Below are 22,500 nucleotides of genomic sequence, written 5' to 3'. Positions count from 1 at the left end.
GGGCGTCGATGAACCTCTCCGCACCGTTCATCAAGCGGCCCGTGGCGACGCTGCTGCTGTCGGTGGCGATCCTGCTGCTCGGCGGGTTGAGCTTCGGCCTGCTACCGGTGGCGCCGCTGCCGAAGATGGATTTCCCGGCGATCACCGTCACCGCTTCGCTGCCCGGCGCCAGCCCGCAGGTGATGGCGTCCAGCGTGGCGACGCCGCTGGAGCGCGCACTCGGCACCATCGCCGGGATCAGCGAGATGACCAGCCGCAGCAGCCAGGGCAACACGCGGATCATCATCCTCTTCGACATCGATCGGGACATCGATGCCGCCGCCCGAGAGGTGCAGGCGGCGATCAACAAGGCGCGCAACCTGTTGCCGTCGGGGATGCGCAGCATGCCCACCTACCGCAAGGTGAATCCGTCCCAGGCACCGATCATGGTGCTTTCCCTGACCAGCCCGGTGTTGTCCAAGGGGCAGCTCTACGACGTGGCCTCCACGGTGCTGGCGCAGAAGCTCGCGCAGGTCTCCGGAGTCGGCGAGGTGCAGGTGGGTGGCAGCTCGCTGCCGGCGGTGCGCATCGCCCTGCAGCCGCGCCTGCTCGACCAGTACGGCGTGGCCTTGGACGACGTTCGCCAGCGCATCGCCCAGGCTAACGTCAAACGGCCCAAGGGGGCGGTTGAGGATGCCCAGCGTCGCTGGCAGGTGGCCGCCAATGACCAGTTGGAGATGGCCGCGGACTATCGCCCGCTTATCATCCGCTACCAGGACGGCGCGGCCCTGCGGTTGTCCGACGTGGCGCAGGTCAGCGACGGGGTGGAAGACCGCTACAACGCCGGTTTCTACAACGATCAGCAGGCGGTGTTGCTGGTGATCAACCGCCAGGCCGGCGCCAACATCATCGAGACCATCGCCGATATTCGTGCCCAGTTGCCGGCGTTGCAGGCGGTCATCCCGGCGAGCGTCGACCTGGCGGTGGCGATGGACCGCACGCCGGTGATCCGCGCGACCCTGCACGAGGCCGAGCGCACCCTGCTGATCGCCGTGGCGCTGGTGATCCTGGTGGTCTATGCGTTCCTCGGGCGCTGGCGCGCGGCGCTGATTCCGGCACTGGCGGTGCCGGTGTCGCTGGTCGGGACCTTCGCGGTGATGTACCTGTGGGGCTTCTCGTTGAACAACCTGTCGCTGATGGCGCTGATCATCGCCACCGGGTTGGTGGTGGACGATGCCATCGTCGTGCTGGAGAACATCGCGCGGCATATCGAAGCCGGCGAGAAGCCGTTGGCCGCGGCCCTCAAGGGCTCGCGGGAAGTAGGCTTCACGTTGTTGTCGATGAACCTCTCGCTGGTCGCGGTGTTCCTCTCGATCCTGTTCATGGGCGGCATCGTCGAGAAGCTGTTCCGCGAGTTCTCGATCACCCTGGCGGCGGCGATCCTGATTTCCCTGCTGGTCTCGCTGACGCTCACGCCGATGCTCTGCGCGCGCTGGCTGAAGGCTGAGTCGCCGCGCGAGCAGGGCCGCGTCGGGCGTGCGGGCGAGCGCCTGCAGGGGCGTGTGCTGTCCGGCTATCGGCGCAGTCTGGACTGGGCGCTGGGACATCCCAAGCTGATGCTGCTGTCGTTGCTGGCGACCATCGGGCTGAACCTCTACCTCTACGTGGCGGTGCCCAAGACCTTCATGCCGCAGCAGGACACCGGCCAGTTGATCGGCTTCGCCCGCGGCGACGACGGTCTGTCCTTCCAGGTCATGCAGCCGAAGATGGAGATCTATCGCAAGGCGCTGCTCGCCGATCCGGCGGTGGAGAGCGTCGCCGGTTTCATCGGCGGCAACAGTGGTATCAACAACGCGATGATGATCGTGCGCCTGAAACCCATCGCCGAGCGGCGCATCTCCGCCGAGGCGGTGGTCGCGCGGCTGCGTCACGAGGTGCCCAAGGTCCCCGGCGGGCGATTGTTCCTGATGCCTGACCAGGACTTGCAGTTCGGTGGCCGCCAGGGGCGCAGCAGTGCCAACGAATACGTGCTGCTGTCGGACGATCTCGATTTGCTGCGGCGCTGGTTGCCGCCAGTACGCGAGGCTCTGCGCGCGTTGCCGCAACTGACCGATATCGATGCCAGCGAAGGCGAGGGCGCCCAGCAGATCCGCCTGGTGCTCGATCGCGATGCGGCCAAGCGCCTGGGTATCGACATGTCGATGGTCACCAGCGTGCTCAACAATGCCTTCAGTCAGCGGCAGATCTCCACCATCTACGACCGCCTCAACCAGTACTCGGTGGTGATGGAGATCGACCCGCGCTACGCGCAGAGCCCCGAGGCGCTGGAGCAGATCAAGGTCATCACCGAGGACGGCAATCGCGTGCCGCTGTCGACCATCGCCCATTGGGAGCGCAGCCTGGAGGAAGACCGGGTCAGCCACCAGGGCCAGTTCGCCGCCGAGAGCATCGGCTACTCGGTGGCCGAGGGCTATTCGGACGCGGAGGCCAATGCGGCGATCCAGAGCGCCATCTCGCGGGTCAACCTGCCCACCGAGGTGCAGGGACTGCTCGGCGGCACCGGCGGGCAGTTGCAGCAGGCGATGGCCGGGCAGCCCTTGATGATCCTCGGCGCCTTGCTGGTGGTGTACATCATTCTCGGCATTCTCTACGAGAGCTACGTGCATCCGCTGACGATCCTCTCCACGCTGCCGTCGGCCGGGGTCGGCGCCTTGTTGGCGATCATCGCCACGGGCGGGCAGTTCAGCCTGATCTCGCTGCTCGGGCTGTTCCTGCTGATCGGCGTGGTGAAGAAGAACGCCATCCTGATGATCGACCTGGCCCTGCAGATCGAGCGGCAGGACGGCGTCGAACCGCGACGGGCGATCCGCGAGGCCTGCCTGCTGCGCTTCCGGCCGATCCTGATGACCACCCTGGCGGCGATCCTCGGCGCGCTGCCGTTGATGCTCGGCAGCGCGGAAGGCGCCGAGATGCGCCAGCCGCTGGGCCTGGCGATCGTCGGTGGCCTGGTGCTGAGCCAGTTGCTGACCCTCTACACCACTCCGGTGGTCTATTTATCCCTCGACCGCCTGCGCCACCGCGTCAATCGCTGGCGTGGCGTGCGTACCGATGCTGCCCTGGATACTCCGCTATGAAGCCTCGACCTTTCCGTTTCCCGATCCGCGGTGGTGCCGTGCTGCTCTCGCTGGCGCTGGCCGGCTGCACCCTCGGCCCGGACTACCAGCGGCCGGATCTACAGGTACCCGACGCCTATCGGCAGGGGCAGGGCTGGAAGAATGCGGAGCCTGCCGACACGCGTCTGCGCGAGGACTGGTGGACGCTCTATGGCGATGCGCAACTCGATGGACTGGTCGAGCGCCTGGTGGTTTCCAACCAGAGCCTGGCCGCATCCGAGGCGCAATACCGACAGGCACGGGCGCTGGTACGCAGTGCCCGTGCGAGCTTCTGGCCGACGCTGTCCACGGGCGTCGGGGTGACGCGTTCGGGGCGCGGAGGGGAGAGCAGCACCTTCACCGATGGCAGCGGTGCGGTGTTCAATTCCAGCGGCGGTAGTGGTGTTTCCGAAAGCTACGAGGCGACCCTCGGCGTGAGTTGGGAGCCCGACCTCTGGGGGCGCTTGCGGCGTGGACTGGAATCCGAGCGCGCGACGGCCGAGGCGAGCCTCGCCGATCTTGCCGCAGTGCGCCTGAGCCTGCAGTCCGAACTGGTGCAGAACTACCTGCAACTGCGGGTGATGGATGAGCAGAAGCGCCTGCTCGATGCCACGGTGCAGGCCTACCAGCGCTCGCTCAAGCTGACCGAAAACCAGTACCGCGCCGGCATCGTGCCGCGTTCGGACGTCGCCCAGGCGCGTACTCAGTTGCGCAGCACCCAGGCGCAGTCGGTGGATCTGGATTGGCAGCGTGCGCAACTCGAGCACGCCATCGCCGTGCTCATCGGCGTGCCGCCGGCGCAATTCTCCATCGCTCCGCGAGACGGTGTGCCGACGCTGCCGCAGGTGCCTTCGAGCCTGCCCTCGGCATTGCTCGAGCGGCGTCCGGACATCGCCTCCGCCGAGCGCCAGGTGGCCGCGGCGAACGCGCAGATCGGGGTCGCCGAGGCTGCCTGGTATCCGGACCTGTCGATCAGCGCCAATGGCGGCTATCGCAACGACAGTTTTTCGCAGCTGTTCGACCTGCCCAACCGCTTTTGGTCGCTCGGACCTTCCCTGGCGCTGACACTCTTCGATGGCGGCGCGCGCAGCGCCGAACGGGCGCGCAGCGAGGCCGCCTACGACCAGACCGTGGCGAGCTACCGGCAGACCGTGCTGGATGGCTTCCGTGAGGTAGAGGACTACCTGGTGCAACTGCGCGTGTTGCAACAGGAGTCGGGCATCCAGCAGGAGGCGCTGGAATCGGCGCGCGATGCCCTGCGGATGATCGAGAACCAGTACCGCGCCGGCATCATCGACTACAACGATGTGGTCAATCTGCAGGCCACGGCGCTGTCCAACGAACGCAGCAACCTGACTCTGCTGGGCAGCCGTCTGACCGCCAGCGTGCAACTGATCGCTGCCCTAGGTGGCGGCTGGGATGCCGCCGAGCTGCAGGAGGACGCCGCGCAACGCTGATCGCGTTGATTGGATCGACGCCGAGGTGTAGCCGTTCACGGTTCCTCGGCGAGGCATCTGGCACCCTCGGCGTTTTCCGCAGATCGCCGAGGAGCAACGGATGCTCGCCCCCGCCAACCAGCCGCATTTCTCCCTCGAACTGCCCGGCCTTGCCCATGACCTGCAGGTGCTCGCCTTCAGCGGCCACGAGGCGCTTTCCGAGCCCTTCGCCTTCGATCTGCAACTGGTCAGCGAGAACCCGGCACTGCCCCTGGAAGACTTCCTGCAGCAGCCGGCCTACCTGCAACTGGGCGCCGAACAGGGTATCCATGGCTGGGTTCACGCCTTCACCCAGGGCGACTCCGGCCGCCGCCTGACCCGCTATCACCTGCAACTGCGCCCGCAACTGGCCTGGCTGGGCTGGCGGCGCAACGCGCGCATCTTCCAGCACCTGAGCGTGCCGCAGATCATCACCCGACTGCTCGACGAGCATGGCCTTGGCGACTACCGCTTCGAGCTGGGTGGCGAACATCCCGCGCGCGTCTACTGCACCCAGTACGCCGAGAGCGACCTGCACTTCCTCCAGCGCCTGTGCGAGGAGGAAGGCATCCACTATCACTTCCGGCATTCACCCGACGGCCACCTGCTGGTGTTCGGCGACGACCAGACGGTGTTTCCGCGCCTCGGGCAAACGCGCTACCACCCCGGCAGCGGCATGCAGGCCGAGGAGGCGGTGATCGAGCGCTTCTCCCTGAGCGCCGCCGTGCGCACCGCCAGCGTCAGCCGCCGCGACTACGACTTCGAGAAACCGCGCCTGCGCCTGGAAACCACCGTCAGCGAGGATGAACAGGGCCTGGAGGACTACGCCTTCCCCGGCCACTTCAGCGACCGCGAACGCGGCCGCCAGCTCGCCCGCCTGCACCTGGAAAGCCACCGCCACGACCGCCTCCAGGCCCAGGGCCGCAGCGACCAACCCAGCCTGCGCAGCGGCCACCTACTGCCCCTCGCCGAACACCCACGGCAGGACTGCAACGACCTCTGGCTACTCGGCAAAATCCACCACGAAGGCAAGCAACCACAGGTACTGGAAGAATCGATCAGCTTTTCTCCCTCGCCCCTCGCGGGAGAGGGGGATCGACAACCCACAGACTTCACCCAGGGCTACCGCAACCACTTCACCGCTTTCCCCTGGACCCTCCCCTACCGCCCCACACCCAACCACCCCAAACCGCGCCTGCTCGGCGCCCAAAGCGCCGTCGTCACCGGCCCCGAAGGCGAGGAAATCCACTGCGACGAATACGGCCGCATCAAGGTGCAATTCCACTGGGACCGCGAGGGCCAGGCCGACGACAACACCAGTTGCTGGCTGCGCGTTTCCAGCAGTTGGGCCGGCGATCGCTACGGCGGTATCGCCATCCCGCGCATCGGCATGGAAGTGCTGGTCAGTTTCCTCGAAGGCGACCCCGACCAGCCGCTGGTCACCGGCTGCCTCTACCATGCCGAGAACCAGGTGCCCTACGAGCTGCCGGCCAACCGCACCCGTAGCGTGTTCAAGACCCTCAGCTCACCCGGCGGAGGCGGCTACAACGAGCTGCGCATCGAGGATCGCAAGGGCGCCGAACAGATCTACCTGCACGCCCAGCGCGACTGGGACGAGAACATCGAGCACGACCAGAAGATCCGCGTCGGCCACCAGCGTCACGACCGCGTCGAAGCCAACAGCTACACCGAACTCGAAGCCGAGGAGCACCGCATCACCCACGCCGACCGCAAGGTGGAGCTGCGCGCCGACGATCACCTGACCATCGCCAATGCCCAGCACATCAAGCTGGGCAGATCCCAACTCACCCGAGCCGGTCGCGAGATCCACCTCAAGGCCGGACAGAAGATGGTCATCGAAGCCGACATCGAACTGACCCTGCAGGCCGGCGGCAGCTTCATCAAGCTCGACCCGGGCGGCATCACCCTGGTCGGCCCCCTGGCCAAACTCAATGCCGGCGGCTCCCCAGGCAAGGGTACTGGCATCGCCATCCTCAGGCCTCTGGCGCCAGGCCTGGCCGACCGCGACCTGGCGGGCGACCTGCTGGCGGCCGCGCTGGCTGGGGACCGGAGTTATCTCGGCAAGCTCAGGCGCACCCTCAATTTTTCCTGCTGATACCAGACACGTCTGGCCATTGGGATCGATGGCTGGCAAGGAACAGGATTTCCTTCATGGCTGACAATCAACCGATCAACTGGGCCTATCCGTTTCCCGCGAAAGGCGCGAGTAATGCTCTGCAGCTACTTACCCAAATGGCCAAGGCCAAGGGTGGCTACTATCCCGTCGGTGAAAATGGCTTGTGGCATGGGGGCCTGCACTTCGATGAGGGCACCGCATCGCTGTTCGATCAAACGAGTGTGCGTTGCCTTGCCGATGGCGAGGTGATCGCCTATCGGATCGACGAGCGCTATCCGCTCAGTGAGTACCTCGCGGAGGCACCCCGATTGACCAGGGCGCCATTCTCCACCGGCTTCGTGCTGGTCAAGCATCGTCTCCAGGCACCCTGGCTAACCAAGGCCGACGGCTCGCCGGACGAGGGGCAGACACCGCCTAGCCTGACGCTCTACAGCCTGTACATGCACCTGCAGGATTGGCAGGGCTATCAAGACCAGGCCGATCTACCGCGCCCAGCGTTCTGGGGACGCGGGACCTATATCGTCAACACCCGAACTCAGGGGCTGAACGTTCGTTCGGGGCCAAGTGCGGCATCGGAAAAGCTCTCCGAACTCTCCAAGGGGGCCGAAGTGACCCTGGCGCCCGGAGAGGGAGATTTTCGCAAGCTGACCGGCATTCTCAGCGGCACCGCCAGTCCTGAGCTCACGGCGGATGACGAGGGCAACCTGCCGGGCTACGTGGCGTTCAAGTACCTGAAGGCACGCTCAGCAGAGCCGCCGGAAAAAGATGGCGTCGTGGTGCTGGGTGCTGGATTTCCGATCAAGGCGGGTGACCTAATCGGCCATCCTGGCACCTACCAGAATCACACGGGAGCGCCGCATCCGCTGGTTCATCTGGAGCTGTTCAGCTGCGACGACGTACCGGCCTTTCTCGCGCGGAGTCGCGCCTGGGCTGCCCGCTTGCCGGATAGTCAGAAAACCTTGCTCAAGGTCTACAAGGGCGCCAGCCGACTGATCCCCCATCGTGAGGATATCTCCAGCGAGAATCCGCCGAAGGCGGCAGATGCCGGTATCACCGTCGGCGTCGACCTGATCATTCCCCAGTCGCTACTGGATAGCCTGCCTTCCACGAGCAAGATCGCAGTGGAAAGCGTAGTGGCAGGTAATTCGACGCCCACGACGCTGCGTTGGTGGTACCTGGAGGGGCTGCTTGCCGACGAGGCCGGCAAGCCGATCAGTGGCTGGCTGCTCGAACAGGAACCGATCACCACACGCCACAGCCCCTGGGAGTGGGAGGGGTTCCAGTGCATCGAGGACACAGGCACGCCTCTGGAGAAACTCGCCTACGCCTTCGATGCCAGGGGCATGCTGAGTCATGCCGAAAAGCAGAACTACCGCGCACAGATTGACAAGACCGACGGTGGCCCGATCCTGGCCGTGGCGAAGCTCTACGACATGATCGACACCGACAACGACGGTGTTCTGACCAGCCATGAAATTCGTACCGCACTGGAAAAGCCATGGCAGGCACAGGCGTTAGGCCAGTTGATCACTCGCTACGAAAGCGAGTGGTTCTGGAATAAAGCCAAGTGGGATGAACTCGATCCGTTGCTGGAGGAGGAGCCTGGGCAGAAGAATCTAGTTTGGGAGGTCGAGAAACAGAGGATCGAAAAGCTGAGCTGGTGGAGTGAGCTGGCGGGACAACACGGGATTAGCAGGGATGAAAAAGCGTGGCATCTTCAGGGGGTAGGCTTGGCTGGCAAATTTCAAGGTGAAAGTTGCTTTAGGTTTACATTTGAAATAATGAAGTCGATCTACCCGGATTTGCGCTCCGGCAGAAACAGTGATTTACTTGAAATTGCACATGAGCTAAATGAACATGTTTCTCTTTATAAACTAGATACTCCATTAAGGCGAGCCCATTTTTTTGCTCAAATACTACAGGAGACTGGGCCTCAGCTAAGTATTGAAGAGGGGTTTGTCTATAGGGCGGACTCGCTAATTCAAATGTTTAGGTATTTTAGGAGGAACCCTGAAATGGCTAGGCAGCATGGGTATGAGACTCTGCGCGGAATAAAAGCAGATGGTAGCAGAATGACCCGTAGCGATTTTGAAGCTATTGCTAATGGAGCATATGGAGGAAGGGCTGATCTCGGCAATGGTGACTATGCCACCGGAGATGGTTGGCGATACAGGGGGAGAGGCTTAAAGCAGCTAACCGGAAGATATAATTATGAGGTTTTAACAAGCTGGCATAGTCGCCTGATAGATAATTGGCCAGCCGACAATGTGAATTTTGTAGAAAACCCTGAATTATTACTAACGATGAAATATGCTACTAGATCCGCGGCAAACTTCTGGGTGTCAAAGAAACTATATGAGCTTGCAGATAAGGGTGCCGAGGTAAAAGTCATAGACTCTATAACTGAAATCGTCAACAGGGACACCAATACCTACCCAGAAAGAAGGGCTAATTTTGATAAGTTGTGGAACGCAAAGGTTTTCGAGTGAAATGACTTATTTTTTGATGCCTCCTCGCCTAAGAATTATTTATTCTCTCTAAGGCAGTTAATTTTTTATACTCTGGAGCTATAGAGTGACTCGTATATTTTTTGTCTTGGTCTTGTGCTTTTCGTTAGTGGCAAATGCTTCGGAAAGTCATGTCGCAGTCTTCATGTGCAAAACAGAAAACAATAAGAGTATTGAGGTGTATAAGGACGGAGATATGGTGACGTATTCATTTGGTAGGAGCGGTTACCCTCCAGAGCTTAAGTTGGTCCAGCCGATATCTTACATAGATATTTCCATAGGTAATATACATGGGGGGGAGATCTCGAATTCCGTAACTTTCTCGAGCGGTGAGTATACATACGAGGTTATGTCAACGATTAATAGAGTGGCAGTCGTGCAGGAGCCAAGGCATGGCGTCTTAGTCAAAAAAAAATCTAAGTACTTGACTTATATAGCCTGCATTCCGAATACCGTGCGGGGAAGCCTGCTTGACTTGGAGTGAATATGGCGTCGTATGTATATCTGATAGAACAGCATCTATATAATTATATGGCGCACTCAGCTATTTTTATGAAAGCCTCTATCGCGAATAAAAAAGTCCGACCAACGTGAAATCAAATACTGGTTTGCCATGGCCGATCGTGGCGGCAAGGTTTCGCCCTCGGAAGCGTACCTTGGTGTAACCGAACTGAGGCTTGATCACTCGAAACGGTCGACGTCTTCCCATCTTCCAGTTGCAGCCACAGTGAATCGCTTCGGCTTTCCACTCACCCCTTAACCACCTTCCTCGGCCTGCGCTGCAGATACACCACCAGCAACAAGCCGGCGAAGCTGGCCAGGGCGGCGCAGAAGAAGATGCTGGAGAAACCGAAGGCATTGGCCAAACCCTGGCATGCCCAATCCATTGCGCAACTGATTACGCACTATGAAAGTGAGTGGTTCTGGAAGGCTGATAAATGGGATGAACTTGATCCTCTGATGGGCCATATCCCGTATGTTGACCCGAACCAGAATTGGGAAAGCGAAAAGGCGCGTATTGAGCAGTTGAGTTGGTGGGGAGGTTTGGCGGGTAAGCAAGGGGGCAGTTCGGATGGGGAAGCTTGGCACGTCCACCCTCTTATGTTTTCTGTTAACTTTGCGAAAGCAGAAAAAAATATATGCTCGAAATGCAATAAGAGTATTTCCGTAACTTATGATCTGATGAAAAAGATATGCCCAGGCAGTACAGCAGATGATTTTATCCAAGGCTTTATCCTGCACACCCATAGGCTATTTAATAAATACGAAATAACTTCCTGCGCCCAAGTAACCCATCTGCTCGCACAGGCCAAGCACGAAACAAAGCGATTTACTGCATTCCGTGAGTCACTCTATTACTCTAGCTATACGGCACAAAGCCTATATAATATGGCGCCCACGGCAATCAACAACGGCTTCACCCGTAAAGGTCTAACCTTCGCCACGCACGCGGAAAAACTTAAATATATAGAAGATCATCTTCTGAAAAATGATGCAGGGTATGGTCAGCATTGCTTTGGCAACAAAGAATATCCAGAAAATGATTACCGAGGCCGCGGCTTGCTACATCTTACGCATTATTCAAATTATCGCTTGTGTGCCTTGGAAATAGGGAGGCCTATTGCTGCTGAGCCTGCACTGGTAGAAAGTGACTTAGCAGTAATTGTCGAAACAGGGCTTTGGTTTTGGAAAACTAACAATCTGAAAATTCACGCAGAAGATGCTAGTCTGAGCGAAGAAGATGCCGTAGAAAAAATCACAGGAATAATTAATGGAGGAACAAAAGGGCTCGCCGAAAGGAAACAGTTTAAGCGCGAGATCACCAAGGCCTTCATTGAATTGTACGGAGATTGCTCCGCATGAATGAAATCAATAGATTGCTGTGCGTTTTTTTTATTACCTTTGCAACTAATACATCCTACGCCGGCAGCTCGTCGTGTGCTGAGAAAATCGCAGAAGATATATACAACCCGATTTTGCTGGGTGATCGTACTGCAATACGGTTCAAAAAATCAGAAACACCAGTTGACCCGGGTGGAAATATTTTCCCAATAATAATAGTAGAGCAGGAATGTGATACTGGCATCGAAACGCAGTTCGCGGAACTACCTTATCTTGGAGATCCAGGGGGAGTGGATAGCGCCTTCTTGGCAGACTCGGATTTCGACGGTAAGGCAGAACTCTTCGTCATTCACAGGGTAACACTATACTCCGATACCGGTATCAGTTACGGTTCGGATTACTTTACAACGCTGGTATACAAGCGCCTAGACTCTCAGAGATATGAACGGAACGAGCGCATCAGCGCATACTTCGGTGAGGGAGGAGACGTTCTGTCATCACCTACTAGCGGAAAACTTATATACGACTATCCTTACAAATTCGAGGCAGCCATCAAAGGCAGGCTAGCTTCTGCACAATATAAAGCTTGGTTCGAGCGGAGTCGTATCACTACCCGCGTACTACGCAAAACATACTTACATGATCAAGCCAACGTTGCCGACAAAACCTCAAAATATTTGATAGCTGACGACGAAGTTCTAGTACTTGGCCAGAAAGCAGGTTGGCTGGAAATTGCGTTCCACAACAAGAAAAAGGGCGACATTAAGGGGTGGGTTCAGTGCAAGGACACTCTCGAATGTGCCAACAGGTAAGGCCCGCAGACAAAAATCGCAAATAAAGTGTAATAAATTTATTTTCCATCGAGAGGTTAAAACCACCGGCTTTCAGCCGGTGAGCTTTAGCGCCACCATGCTAGGGTGGAGGGCAAGCGCATGGACCTCCTAATGGGCGTCATTATGAGGCTTGGAGGTCTCTACGAAACTAGGGGCGATTCAAACTCCAGGCATGCGGAAAACAGAAAGTCTGCGGAGTAAGTGAGCGCGAAGCTCGCAAGCTGAATTCAATGACACTGACCCTGTCGATTTTTCGGAGAAAAATCACCTTAAAGCATTCGTAAATTTCATTAAGTCTGATAGACGCCTCTTAACCGCTATTCGGGGAAGAGACTGGTTGCAATTTGCACTAGCTTACAACGGGCCGGCACAAGAAGGCTACGACATAAGAATGAGAGAAAGCTATGAATCACTTAATGGTCACCGCTAGTTTTGCTGCAATCATTATAAGTCATTCTGCTTATGGTGAAAGCCATTTGGCTACTGAGGCAGCCTGCCCCGACGGAGAGAAAATTTATTTCTCCTGCAAAACAAAAAGATCTAAATTAATTAGCCTCTGTGCTATGGAGGTAAATGGCAGTCCGTCATCTCTTACCTATTTTTTTGGGCGTATAAATAATCCAGAGCTGACTCAGACTGCCTCGTCAGAAAATTACTTTGAGCCTTTTAGATTCAATCATTACTTTCGGTACGGGGCTAACTATTTTAGAGTGAGTTTTGTCAGGGGCGGTTATAGATATGAGATCTACAAAGATTACGACATGGAAGAAACTCCGGTAGAGCGCTCTGGAGTTATTGTTTCTTCAGCGGAGGGCGCAAGCAAGGAAATAGATATTGAGTGCAGTAGAGAGGCGTCTGGAGACTTATCGCCGCTATCCTCAATTCTTAAATGCGACAAAGACAATGCTTTAGGTTGCGCAAATTAGGCATTTCAAACTCGAAGAAGTGAGATGGGGAGTGGCAATAGTATATTGCATGCTGCATAACCATTACCTCGCCCATGCCTTCGATGGCACTTGGTAATCGTAATCCTTGCCTATTCTTTTTTCTGGATTCTATGCGGTGCTGAGTTTTTCTATCTTCTCTGACTACTCCGTCGCTTGGCATGAGCTCATTGCCAAGCTCTCATGGCTTCTGTCTTCGAATCACCCCCTAACCACCTTTCTTGGCCTGCGCTGCAGATACACCACCAGCAGCAAGCCGGCGAAGCTGGCCAGGGCGGCGCAGAAGAAGATGCTGGAGAAGCCGAAGGCATTGGCGATGGCGCCCATCAGCGGGCCGGCGATGCCCAGTGACAGGTCGAAGAACACCGAATAGGCCCCCAGGGCGGCGGCGCGGCTGTTGGGTTGGATGTTGGCGACTACCTCGACGCCCAAGGCAGGGTAAACCAGCGACAGGCCGAAGCCGGTGAGCGCGGCGCCAAGCACGGCTACCCAAGGGGCGCCGGCCAGCCAGATCAGCAGCAAGCCGATGGTTTCCACCACGAGGCAGGCAAGTGCCACGTGGTAGCCGCCCAGGCGCTTGATGGTGCCCGAGAACAGCATGCGTGCGACGATGAAGGCGGCACCGAAAGCGCTCAGGCACCACGCCGCGCCGCTCCAGCCAAGGCTATTGAAGTAGAGGGTGACGAAGGTGCCGAGGGTGCCGAAACCGAGCGTGCCCAGGGCCAGGCCCGTGCCATTGGGCAGCACCTGCCACAGCACGCTGAGAAAAGGCATGCGCTTGCCAGCGAAGAGCGGTGCGCCCTCTTGCTTGCGCGCCACAGCAAAAGCCAACAGGCCGATCAGTATGATGAAGACGGCCATGCTCCAGATTCCTGCGAAGCCGACCAGCGCCATGCCTACCGGGGCGCCAACGGCGACCGCGCCATAAGCGGCGATACCGTTCCAGGAAATGACCTTGGCGGTGCTTTCGGGGCCGAAACGACCGATGCCCCAGCTCAGCGCGCCGGTGCCGACCAGCCCTTGCGAGACGCCCAGCACGATGCGTCCTGCGAGCAACAACAACAGGCTCGTCGTGGGGAGTGCCTGCAGGAGAATCGAGGCCAGTGTCAGCACGCCGCTCAGGCTGCAACCGAGCAATCCGCGCAGGACCGACTGCTTACCGCCAAGGCGGTCGGAGAGACTGCCGGCGAGCGGTCGAGTCAACAGCGTGGAGAGGTACTGGGAACTGATCACCAGCCCTGCAATCACCGAGCCGTAGGCCAGATCGTCGTGAACGTAGCTGGGCAGTACGGCGAGGGGCATGCCTATGCAGAGAAAGGCAACGAACGTGAAGCTGACGATGGAGAAGATCTGCAGCAGAGGCGGCTGGACTGGCGAAGGCGCGGTCATGGAGATCAGGACAGAAGGGCGGACAGTTGTCCGACATCTTCCTCCATGCTCGCGAATAAAGAAAGCCTGCTAACGAAATTGACGAGGCTCTTCCGACAAGGAGGGATAGCGATGTCCTGCCGCTAACAATATACTGTTCATCCATACAGTATATTCGTTACCAGGGCGTCGCATTCGCCGCCAGGAGGCTTTCATCCATGAGCGTGATCGCCCTGGATTCCTTGATCGACCAACGACGTCTCTGGCGTGGCTCCCAGGCAGGCGAGCCTGTTGCGCAGCAGCCTACCGGACATGCCGCGCTGGATGCCGGCTTGCCTGCGGGCGGCTGGCCCGAGTCCGCACTGAGTGAAATCCTCCTGGGCGAGGAAGGCAGCGGCGAGTTGCGCCTGCTCTGGCCCACCCTGGCGCGATTGACGCGTAGCGGTGCGCGGGTGGTTCTGGTGGCGCCACCACAGTTGCCTTACCCACGCGCCTGGCAAGCTGCTGGCGTCGACCTGGACGGTTTGCTGCTGGTTGCCGCGCAAGGGACCGAGGTGCTCTGGGCGGCCGAGCAGTGTCTGCGCTCCGGCGTCTGCGCGGCGGTCCTGTGTTGGCCGCGTAATGCCGACGACCGTGCCCTGCGTCGGCTGCAGGTCGCGGCTGAAAACGGGCGCAGTTTGGGGTTCATCTTTCGCCCGCGGCAGGCGGCGAGCAACCCGTCCCCCGCGGCGTTGCGTCTGCAACTGGAAACCCGTCCATTGCCCCAGCTGCGCGTGCTCAAGTGCCGTGGCGGCCTGCCGCCATCCGCAGCGATCGCCTGGGCGGGGTGAGTCGTGCGCTGGGCCTGCATCCTGCTGCCACAACTGGCGCTCGACGGTGTGCTGCGCGGTCGCGATGATCCGCGGGCGCCATTCGCCTTGTTGGAAGGGCCGGAGCAGCGCCGTGTGTTGCGCGCGCTCAACCCTGCCGCGCGCGCGCTCGGCTTGCGCCCCGGCATGGCGTTGAGCGCAGCCCGCGCGCTGGCGGGCGACTTCATCTGCGTCCTGCATGACGCCCAGGTGACGCAGCGATCGCAGGATTTCCTGGCGGCCTGGGCCTATCGCTTCAGTGGTCAGGTCAGCCGGGATTTTCCGTGCGCGCTGCTGATGGAAGTCCACAGCAGCCTGGGGCTGTTCGGCCCCTGGCCGAGGCTGCAGGCGCAACTGCGTGAAGAACTCGATGCGCTGGGTTTTCAGCGGCGCATCGTGCTGGCGCCCAATCCGCTGGCGGCGCGCATTCTCGCCAATTGCCACGATGGCCTGGCGGTGGATGACGCCGGCTTGGCGGATGCGCTCGGTGCGCTGCCGGTGGAGCGCCTGGGGTTGCCGAGCGAGCAGGCCCGGGCGCTGCGGCGCATGGGGTTGCGGCAGTTGGCCCAGGTGCGTGCGCTGCCGCGTGCGGCGCTGGCGCGGCGCTTTCCTGCGCAGTTCCTGGCGCATCTGGATCGGCTGTATGGACTAGGCACGCAAGCGCTGGAGTTCTACCAGCCGGAGCCGCGTTTCGACGCTCGCCTGGAACTGAACTTCGACGTGCAGTCGCACCAGGCGCTGCTGTTCCCTTTGCGCCGCCTGACTGCCGATCTGGCGGCTTTTCTCGCCGGATGTGACTGTGGCGTGCAGCGTTTTGCGCTGCACCTGGAGCATCGACATGCCGACCACAGCCGCATCGACGTGGGGTTGCTCAGCGCCGAGCGCGAGGCGGCGGCGCTCTTCGAACTGGCGCGGGGGCGCTTGGAGCAGTTGCAGGTCCCCGAACCGGTGTTGGCGCTCAGGTTGATCGCCGAGGACCTGCCTGCTTTCGTGCCCGAACGGCAAGGCCTGTTCGACGAACGTCCGACGCAGGGACGTTCCTGGGAGCAGTTGCGTGAGCGCCTGCGGGCACGCCTGGGCGATGCGGCAGTGCAGCCACTGGCTGCGCATGCCGATCATCGCCCCGAGTGTGCTTGGCGCCTGCAAAGCGGCGGTGACCAGGCGCCGCCTTCGGCGCCACGCCCGGGCTGGCTGCTTGCAGAGCCCCAGGCGGGGTTGCTCGTCGAGCGCGTGTTAACCGGCCCCGAGCGCATCGAGTCCGGCTGGTGGGAGCATGACGTACGCCGTGACTACTACCGCGTGCTCACCCGCGATGGACGCCAGGCCTGGGCCTTTCGCCAGCCGGGCTCGGACGCCTGGTTCCTGCATGGCTGGTTCGCATGAGCGCCTACGCCGAGCTGCACTGCCTGTCCAACTTCAGCTTTCAGCGGGGCGCCTCCAGCGCCGAAGAGCTGTTCGCCCGCGCTGCACGCCTGGGCTACAAGGCGCTGGCGATCACCGACGAGGTCAGCCTGGCGGGCATCGTGCGCGCCTGGCAGGCGGCTAAGGAGCAGGGTGTGGCGTTGATCGTCGGCAGCGAGCTGCAACTCGCGGATGGGCCGAAGCTCGTCCTGCTGGTGGAGGACCTTGCCGGTTACCAGGCGCTATGCCGGTTGATCACCCTGGCCCGGCGCCGGGCGGAAAAGGGCAGTTACCGGCTCCTGCGCGAGGATTTCGTCGCCAACGCGGGCCTGCTGGCGTTGTGGTTGCCGGAGGAGCGGCCGGAGCTGGAGCATGCGCGTTGGCTGCAGACGCAGTTTCCTGGGCGATTGTGGCTGGCGGTGGAGCTGCACAGGGGGGCGGACGACGCGGCGCGCCTGCTCGAGTTGCAACGGCTCGGCGAGCAATTGGACCTGCCGCTGGTGGCCAGTGGCGACGTACACATGCATGCCCGCGGCCGGCGCGCCTTGCAGGACTGCATGACTGCCATCCGTCATCACTGCAGCCTGGCCGAGGCGGGCTATCGGCTGTTTCCCAATGGCGAGCGCCATCTGCGTCGGTTGGAGGAGCTGGCAGCGCTCTATCCCTCCGCGTTACTGGAGGAGAGCCTGCGTATCGCCGCCCGTTGCCGCTTCGACCTCGGCGAACTGCGCTACGAGTATCCCCACGAGCTGGTGCCTATGGGCCAGACACCGGCCAGCTGGTTGCGCGCCAAGGTCGAGGAGGGCGCCCGGCGGCGTTGGCCGAACGGCCCGCCTGCCAAGGCGCGAAACGCGATCGAGCATGAGCTGAAGCTGATCGGCGAGCTGGGCTACGACAGCTATTTCCTCACCGTGTACGACCTGGTGCGCTTCGCCCGCGAGCGGCACATCCTCTGCCAGGGACGCGGCTCGGCGGCCAACTCGGCAGTGTGCTTCGCCCTGGGTGTCACCGAGCTGGACCCGACGCACAGCGATTTGCTGTTCGAGCGCTTTCTCTCCAAGGAGCGCAACGAACCGCCGGACATCGACGTGGACTTCGAGCACGAGCGCCGCGAAGAGGTCATCCAGTACCTCTTCGAACGCTACGGGCGCGGCCGCGCGGCGCTCGCGGCGGTGGTCAGCAGCTACCATGCCGCCGGCGCGCTGCGTGACCTGGGGCGGGTCTTCGGGCTGCCCGCCGAACAGCTCGGCGCGTTGTCCGAGTGCTGCGGCGGCTGGCATCACGGCCTGCCGTCGCCCGAGCGCCTGCGAGAGGCCGGTTTCGATCCGCAGAGCCCGCTGATGCAACGCCTGCTGGTACTGGCCGAGGCGCTGATCGGCTTCCCCCGGCACCTCTCGCAGCACCCGGGTGGTTTCGTGATTTCCGAACGACCGCTGACCGAACTGGTACCGGTGGAGAACGCCAGCATGGAGGCGCGCACGGTGATCCAGTGGGACAAGGACGACCTGGATGCGGTCGGCCTGCTCAAGGTCGACGTGCTCGCCCTGGGCATGCTCAGCGCGTTGCGCCGCTGTTTCGACCTGGTGGCGGGCTACCGGGGGCGGCGCTGGACCCTGGCCAGCCTGCCGCAGGAGGACGCCGCCACCTACGAGATGATCTCCCGCGCCGACACCGTCGGCGTGTTCCAGATCGAATCCCGTGCGCAGATGGCCATGTTGCCCCGACTCAAGCCCCGGCGCTTCTACGACCTGGTGATCCAGGTCGCCATCGTGCGTCCGGGGCCGATCCAGGGCGACATGGTTCATCCCTACCTGCGTCGGCGCAACGAGCAGGAGGCGGTCGACTATCCCCATGACGAACTGATTCCGGTGCTCGAGCGGACCCTCGGCGTGCCGCTGTTCCAGGAGCAGGTGATGAAGCTTGCCATGGTCGCCGCCGAGTACAGCGCCGGCGAGGCCGACGAACTGCGCCGCTCGATGGCTGCCTGGAAGCGCCGCGGCGGGTTGGAACCGCACCGTGCGAAATTGCACGAGCGGATGAGTGCGCGTGGCTATACGGATGCGTTCATCGCGCGCATTTTCGAGCAGATCAAGGGCTTCGGCGACTACGGTTTCCCCGAGTCCCACGCTGCCAGCTTCGCCCTGCTGACCTACGCCAGCAGTTGGCTCAAGTGTCACGAGCCGGCGGCTTTCGCCTGCGCCCTGGTGAACAGTTGGCCGATGGGTTTCTACAGCCCCGACCAGATACTGCAGGACGTGCGCCGGCATGGCATCGAGGTACGTCCGGTGGACGTGCGCTACAGCGACTGGGACTGCAGCCTGGAAGACATCGGCCGCGAGCAGCCGGCGATCCGCCTCGGATTGCGCTTGGTCAAGGGGCTCGCGGAAGCCGCCGGGCGGCGGATCGAGGGCGCGCGCGGGGCGGCTGGCTTCGCCGACCTCGACGCGCTCTGCCGGCGTGCCGCGCTCGATGTGCGTGCCCGCGAGCAACTGGCCGATGCCGGTGCCTTGCGGGGGCTGGCGGGGCATCGCCACCGCGCACGCTGGGCGGTGGCCGGGGTCGAGCCGCAATTGCCCCTTTTCGCCGAGGCCGAACGGGAAATCCCGGTGAGCCTGCCGTTACCGGTACGGGAGGAGGAACTGCTGGCGGACTACGCCAGCCTGGGCCTGACCCTCGGGGCGCATCCACTGCGCCTGCTGCGCGGCGCCCTGCGCGTACGGCGCTGCCGCAGCTCGCGGGAGCTGCTGGAGCTGGAGCATGGCAGTCGGGTGCGGGTGGCCGGCCTGGTGCGGGGACGTCAGCGTCCCGGTACGGCCAGCGGAGTGATCTTCGTCACTCTGGAAGATGAGTTCGGCATGATCAACGTGGTCGTCTGGCACGACCTGGCCGAACGACAGCGGCGCGAACTGCTCGGCGCGCGCCTGCTGCAGGTGGACGGGCGACTGGAGTGCGCCGAAGGCGTACGCCACCTGATCGCCCGTCGCCTGGAGGACCTCAACCCGCTGCTCGGTGGATTAACACCGGGCAGCCGGGACTTTCATTAGGGCCTGTTGCCGTTTCATTCGCGAGCCGCGTTGTCGCCAGAAATGATCAGCGACTTGTGAGCTAGTGGGAGTATTGGCACAGGGGGAGAACGAAGCGGGTTAACCTGCGTTGAAGTGGGTTAAAGCGGGATGGCCAGGGCTGGCGCGGGTTTCGGCGGGGTGTGGTGAGTGCCGGAGCCGTTGGCAGTGCCAAAGCTCGTGGGTTTCGAATCCGCGAGATTTGACAGGGGTATTTGGCACTGCCTGCAATAGGCGCCGTCAGATCATCCAGCCGCCGGCCCAGACCACGCGGCCGATGATGGCCAGTTCGCCGAGCCGGTCTTTCGGGACCGTCATCGGCTGGTACTCCTTGTTGTGGCTGATGATGAGCACCGATCCATCGAACTGCCGTTGCAGTCGCTTGGCGTACAGGTGGTCATCGAGCATCACCACGTAGACAGCCTCTCCCTCAAGCTGATTGCGGGACTGGTCGATCATGACCGTATCCCCGTCGTCCAGCAGCCCTTCCATCGAATCGCCATCCACGCGCAGGCATGCGAGGTCCGACGGGGTAAGCCCTTTCTTGCGCAGGCTGTAGCGGGTGAACGAGAGGTTCACCAGGACGCGGGCGCGCTCGTTCCAGGCGCCGTGGCCGGCGCTGCAGCGGGCATCGTACAGAGGGACATAGGCATACGTGTCGTCAGCCCCTTCGGTGGCCGTGCCAGAGCTAGCCGTTGCTGCCCCGGCCCCAATCAGCAACCAATCCAAACTCACCTGCCCAGCTTGGGCCAACGCCACCGCTACAGCGATGCTCGGTGCGTTTGTGCCTTTGATGTATTTGTACAGCTGAGTTTCATGGATGCCTGACTTATTAGCTAGGTCTCGCTTGCCTCCTACCTTCAACGCAAGGGCTTCAATCCTCGTTCCGATTGCATCAGGGCTATAAGGAACGGCGGCCCCTTCCTGTGGGGTACGTTCCGATTCCTCGTAAACACCTGAATTCATTGATTATTTCTCTTTAGCAAAACAAACCAACCAAAAAAGAGAATCGGAACTAGCTATTTAGCTTGATGTTCCTTTTCTAGTTAGCTATGTTTATCCGTAACAGGCAGTTAGACGGCCTAAAAAAACCACCCGCCAAGATGGTTGTTACCGATGAACATCGCCGAAATGCCCAGCGACCCTTCAGACCGCTGGGAGTGGATCAAGTACCAGTTGCGCGTCCATGGCTGCCCCCCGGCCGAACTGGCTCGCCAGCTGGATATCACCGACCGCGCTGTGCGGGCGGTGAAGCACGGGCGCTATCCGCGTATCGAGCGCGCCATTGCCGAGCGCCTTTGCGTTGAGCCGGCCCAGCTCTGGCCCGAGCGCTGGAACGCTGATGGATCGCCGCGTCGGCAGCGCCCGAATCGGGCGGAAACCTTCCCGCGCAATGCGGCCAAGGATAGCCGTTACGTTCCTGTTTCGCACCGTAAAACCGCTGAGGGGAACTGAACATGCGTCACGGAAAAGACGACCGCACCTTTGACCTTTTCGCCATCCCGCACCCTGTCGCCACCGTGCCGGGGCAGGGCAACTACTCGATCCAGATCAGCGAGCTTGTGGGCGCGGTGCTCAAAGCCAGCGACCTGGACCGCTACGAAGTGGCCGCACGCATGTCTCGCCTTTCGGGTGATGACGTCTCGAAGGCGATGCTCGATGCCTGGTCGAGCCCGGCCCGCACCGACCACAACCTGCCGTTCTATCGCGCTGCCCTGCTTGAAGAGGTTTGCGCCAATCAGTTGCTGACGAACTGGATCGTCGAGGTACGCGGCGGGCGCGTAGCGTATGGCCGCGATGCACTGCTGGGTGAGCTGGGCCGACTGGAGCGGACGCGGGACGAGGCCGCCCGTCGCGCCCGTGAGCTTAAGCGGCGGCTGGGAGGTGAAGCATGAAACCGGAAGAACTCAAGCAAGGCACCAAACTGTTGGTGCGTGGGCCACTCAGTGGGCGCGTGCAGCGTTGCACCTTTGAATACCGCACCCCGGCCATAGACGGTGTCTGCGAGGCACTGAACCACCTGTGGTGTGACGAGTGGGTCGGCCTGTTTGGCCCGGATGATAGCGGCATTCATCCTATGACCGACGCAGACCTGGTGCGGGATGGGCAGGTTATACCTGCTGACGTGGACGAGGCCTTTAAGCAGGCCGCTAGTGCTGCACGTTCAGCGTGCGGGGCGGATCAACTGCGCCCGATTCTGTGTTTCGCCCTGTTGGCGAAGTGGGACGCGACGCAGTTTCTCGCTGCTGCCAGTGCCTATGCCCATGCAGCCGCCACGGGCTACGAAGGCGCTGCTGTCGATTTCGATGAGACCGTTCGTGCAGCTTGGCAGGCAGCGGGCCAGACGTTTGGCACCGCTAGTCTGCTGGCTGGGTTGGTGGTCGCCTATGAGGCGGAGGTCGAGCGCGAGAGTGAAGAGCTGGCGGCGCCTTCTTACGAGGTCATGCAAGCCCTCGATCAACGCCGCCGCAGTTCGCAGCTACGGCGTGTGGCTGAGCGCGCTGGTTTGCTGACCCAATCCAGTACCTCGGCTATGACTTCTGAGCCTGAAAACGCGACCACTCCTCTAGCTGGCCGCGCAAGTGATCAAGTAGAGCAACCCTCTCTACATTGTCCAGGCGAGCCTGGGCATCCTCAGGGGAAAGGTCAAAACCCTCACCTGGCGAGCGCTCCAGGTAATTCGCCCGACTGCTCAGGAAACGAAGTGCGTGATGCGGCTGCACGCCCGGCAGGTGATCTAGCTGAGCGAGCGCCCAAGCCATGACGGTTTCCATCTCGTACATCTGCTCACGCATGGACTCAATCATGCCGGCGACCATCGGCGGCAGGGTCGCCAGTTGCCGTGCGTATTCCAGTTGGTTTTCATCATCTGTCACTGGGGGTTCCTCGGTTGGTGTTGGTTTGGTTGGCGCCGATCACGCTACCCGAGAACTGAGCCCCCGCCTATATAGA

General features: G+C 61.2%; 16 protein-coding genes. 14 read left to right on the top strand and 2 right to left on the bottom strand.

Annotation, left to right across the window (positions count from 1 at the left end; genetic code table 11):
• The first annotated feature begins 8 nt into the window (after positions 1–8).
• The 8 genes from ACYRGX_RS16435 (at position 9) to ACYRGX_RS16400 (ending at position 12,851) form a co-directional block, all read left to right on the top strand.
• Positions 9–3,113 (top strand): efflux RND transporter permease subunit, encoded by a 3,105-nt coding sequence (locus tag ACYRGX_RS16435; RefSeq protein WP_473053529.1) that lies wholly within the window; start codon positions 9–11, stop codon positions 3,111–3,113.
• Positions 3,110–4,588 carry an efflux transporter outer membrane subunit gene (locus tag ACYRGX_RS16430; RefSeq protein ID WP_473053528.1) on the top strand — a complete coding sequence of 493 codons (1,479 nt, stop codon included), beginning with the start codon at positions 3,110–3,112 and terminating at the stop codon, positions 4,586–4,588. Before ACYRGX_RS16435 ends, ACYRGX_RS16430 begins: the two co-directional genes overlap by 4 nt.
• A gap of 100 nt (positions 4,589–4,688) precedes the next feature.
• Entirely contained in the window at positions 4,689–6,722 is a 2,034-nt protein-coding gene (locus tag ACYRGX_RS16425) for a type VI secretion system Vgr family protein (protein WP_473053527.1), read from the top strand.
• Between the two features lie 56 nt (positions 6,723–6,778).
• Complete coding sequence (locus tag ACYRGX_RS16420; protein ID WP_473053526.1) at positions 6,779–9,232, top strand: hypothetical protein; 2,454 nt, start codon at positions 6,779–6,781, stop codon at positions 9,230–9,232.
• Between the two features lie 855 nt (positions 9,233–10,087).
• Positions 10,088–11,113 carry a glycoside hydrolase family 19 protein gene (locus tag ACYRGX_RS16415; RefSeq protein WP_473053525.1) on the top strand — a complete coding sequence of 342 codons (1,026 nt, stop codon included), beginning with the start codon at positions 10,088–10,090 and terminating at the stop codon, positions 11,111–11,113.
• On the top strand, positions 11,110–11,904 hold the full coding sequence (locus ACYRGX_RS16410) for a hypothetical protein (protein ID WP_473053524.1): 795 nt from the start codon (positions 11,110–11,112) through the stop codon (positions 11,902–11,904). Before ACYRGX_RS16415 ends, ACYRGX_RS16410 begins: the two co-directional genes overlap by 4 nt.
• Before the next feature lie 310 nt (positions 11,905–12,214).
• Entirely contained in the window at positions 12,215–12,355 is a 141-nt protein-coding gene (locus tag ACYRGX_RS16405; RefSeq protein WP_473056712.1) for an N-acetylmuramidase domain-containing protein, read from the top strand.
• A complete protein-coding gene (locus tag ACYRGX_RS16400; RefSeq protein ID WP_473053523.1) occupies positions 12,330–12,851 on the top strand; it encodes a hypothetical protein in 522 nt (173 codons plus the stop codon). The genes ACYRGX_RS16405 and ACYRGX_RS16400 overlap by 26 nt, the downstream gene beginning before the upstream one ends.
• A 219-nt stretch (positions 12,852–13,070) precedes the next feature.
• Here the strand turns inward: ACYRGX_RS16400 and ACYRGX_RS16395 are convergent, their stop codons facing one another.
• Positions 13,071–14,258, bottom strand: coding sequence for an MFS transporter (locus tag ACYRGX_RS16395; RefSeq protein ID WP_473053522.1), 1,188 nt, complete (start codon positions 14,256–14,258; stop codon positions 13,071–13,073).
• Between the two features lie 197 nt (positions 14,259–14,455).
• On the opposite strand from ACYRGX_RS16395, the gene imuA reads away from it, so the two are divergent.
• The 3 genes from imuA to ACYRGX_RS16380 are packed head-to-tail and all read left to right on the top strand — an operon-like array spanning position 14,456 to position 19,530.
• The gene (gene imuA, locus ACYRGX_RS16390; protein ID WP_473053521.1) at positions 14,456–15,067 is read left to right on the top strand and encodes a translesion DNA synthesis-associated protein ImuA; all 612 of its coding nucleotides are present in this window, start codon (positions 14,456–14,458) and stop codon (positions 15,065–15,067) included.
• Positions 15,068–15,070: 3 nt separating this feature from the next.
• Positions 15,071–16,468 (top strand): Y-family DNA polymerase, encoded by a 1,398-nt coding sequence (locus tag ACYRGX_RS16385; RefSeq protein WP_473053520.1) that lies wholly within the window; start codon positions 15,071–15,073, stop codon positions 16,466–16,468.
• Positions 16,465–19,530: an error-prone DNA polymerase gene (locus tag ACYRGX_RS16380; RefSeq protein ID WP_473053519.1), complete on the top strand. Its 3,066-nt coding sequence runs from the start codon at positions 16,465–16,467 to the stop codon at positions 19,528–19,530. The genes ACYRGX_RS16385 and ACYRGX_RS16380 overlap by 4 nt, the downstream gene beginning before the upstream one ends.
• Positions 19,531–19,788: 258 nt before the next feature.
• Here the strand turns inward: ACYRGX_RS16380 and ACYRGX_RS16375 are convergent, their stop codons facing one another.
• Positions 19,789–20,514, bottom strand: a complete 726-nt coding sequence (locus tag ACYRGX_RS16375) for an XRE family transcriptional regulator (protein ID WP_473053518.1) — start codon at positions 20,512–20,514, stop codon at positions 19,789–19,791.
• Between the two features lie 150 nt (positions 20,515–20,664).
• Between ACYRGX_RS16375 and ACYRGX_RS16370 the strand changes: the two genes are divergently transcribed.
• From ACYRGX_RS16370 to ACYRGX_RS16360, 3 genes are read left to right on the top strand one after another with little or no spacing between them, the layout of a single operon-like run.
• Positions 20,665–21,003: a helix-turn-helix domain-containing protein gene (locus ACYRGX_RS16370; RefSeq protein ID WP_473053517.1), complete on the top strand. Its 339-nt coding sequence runs from the start codon at positions 20,665–20,667 to the stop codon at positions 21,001–21,003.
• A 2-nt stretch (positions 21,004–21,005) separates the two neighbouring features.
• Positions 21,006–21,443, top strand: coding sequence for a hypothetical protein (locus tag ACYRGX_RS16365; protein ID WP_473053516.1), 438 nt, complete (start codon positions 21,006–21,008; stop codon positions 21,441–21,443).
• Positions 21,440–22,312: a hypothetical protein gene (locus ACYRGX_RS16360; RefSeq protein ID WP_473053515.1), complete on the top strand. Its 873-nt coding sequence runs from the start codon at positions 21,440–21,442 to the stop codon at positions 22,310–22,312. The genes ACYRGX_RS16365 and ACYRGX_RS16360 overlap by 4 nt, the downstream gene beginning before the upstream one ends.
• The last annotated feature ends 188 nt before the right edge of the window (positions 22,313–22,500 follow it).

This window comes from Pseudomonas sp. R4-15, from assembly GCF_055768815.1.
The sequence above is the reverse complement of the archived record's forward strand: the minus strand, read 5'-3'. Positions and strand labels throughout refer to the sequence as shown.

Excerpts from the sequence above, each read along its gene's own strand:
- ACYRGX_RS16415 (WP_473053525.1), top strand. The coding sequence starts at position 10,088 with ATGCTGGAGAAACCGAAGGCATTGGCCAAACCCTGGCATGCCCAATCC.
- ACYRGX_RS16375 (WP_473053518.1), bottom strand. The coding sequence starts at position 20,514 with ATGAATTCAGGTGTTTACGAGGAATCGGAACGTACCCCACAGGAAGGG.
- ACYRGX_RS16430 (WP_473053528.1), top strand. The coding sequence starts at position 3,110 with ATGAAGCCTCGACCTTTCCGTTTCCCGATCCGCGGTGGTGCCGTGCTG.
- ACYRGX_RS16360 (WP_473053515.1), top strand. The coding sequence starts at position 21,440 with ATGAAACCGGAAGAACTCAAGCAAGGCACCAAACTGTTGGTGCGTGGG.
- ACYRGX_RS16400 (WP_473053523.1), top strand. The coding sequence starts at position 12,330 with ATGAATCACTTAATGGTCACCGCTAGTTTTGCTGCAATCATTATAAGT.
- ACYRGX_RS16420 (WP_473053526.1), top strand. The coding sequence starts at position 6,779 with ATGGCTGACAATCAACCGATCAACTGGGCCTATCCGTTTCCCGCGAAA.
- ACYRGX_RS16380 (WP_473053519.1), top strand. The coding sequence starts at position 16,465 with ATGAGCGCCTACGCCGAGCTGCACTGCCTGTCCAACTTCAGCTTTCAG.
- ACYRGX_RS16435 (WP_473053529.1), top strand. The coding sequence starts at position 9 with ATGAACCTCTCCGCACCGTTCATCAAGCGGCCCGTGGCGACGCTGCTG.
- ACYRGX_RS16370 (WP_473053517.1), top strand. The coding sequence starts at position 20,665 with ATGAACATCGCCGAAATGCCCAGCGACCCTTCAGACCGCTGGGAGTGG.
- ACYRGX_RS16410 (WP_473053524.1), top strand. The coding sequence starts at position 11,110 with ATGAATGAAATCAATAGATTGCTGTGCGTTTTTTTTATTACCTTTGCA.
- imuA (WP_473053521.1), top strand. The coding sequence starts at position 14,456 with ATGAGCGTGATCGCCCTGGATTCCTTGATCGACCAACGACGTCTCTGG.
- ACYRGX_RS16365 (WP_473053516.1), top strand. The coding sequence starts at position 21,006 with ATGCGTCACGGAAAAGACGACCGCACCTTTGACCTTTTCGCCATCCCG.
- ACYRGX_RS16395 (WP_473053522.1), bottom strand. The coding sequence starts at position 14,258 with ATGACCGCGCCTTCGCCAGTCCAGCCGCCTCTGCTGCAGATCTTCTCC.
- ACYRGX_RS16425 (WP_473053527.1), top strand. The coding sequence starts at position 4,689 with ATGCTCGCCCCCGCCAACCAGCCGCATTTCTCCCTCGAACTGCCCGGC.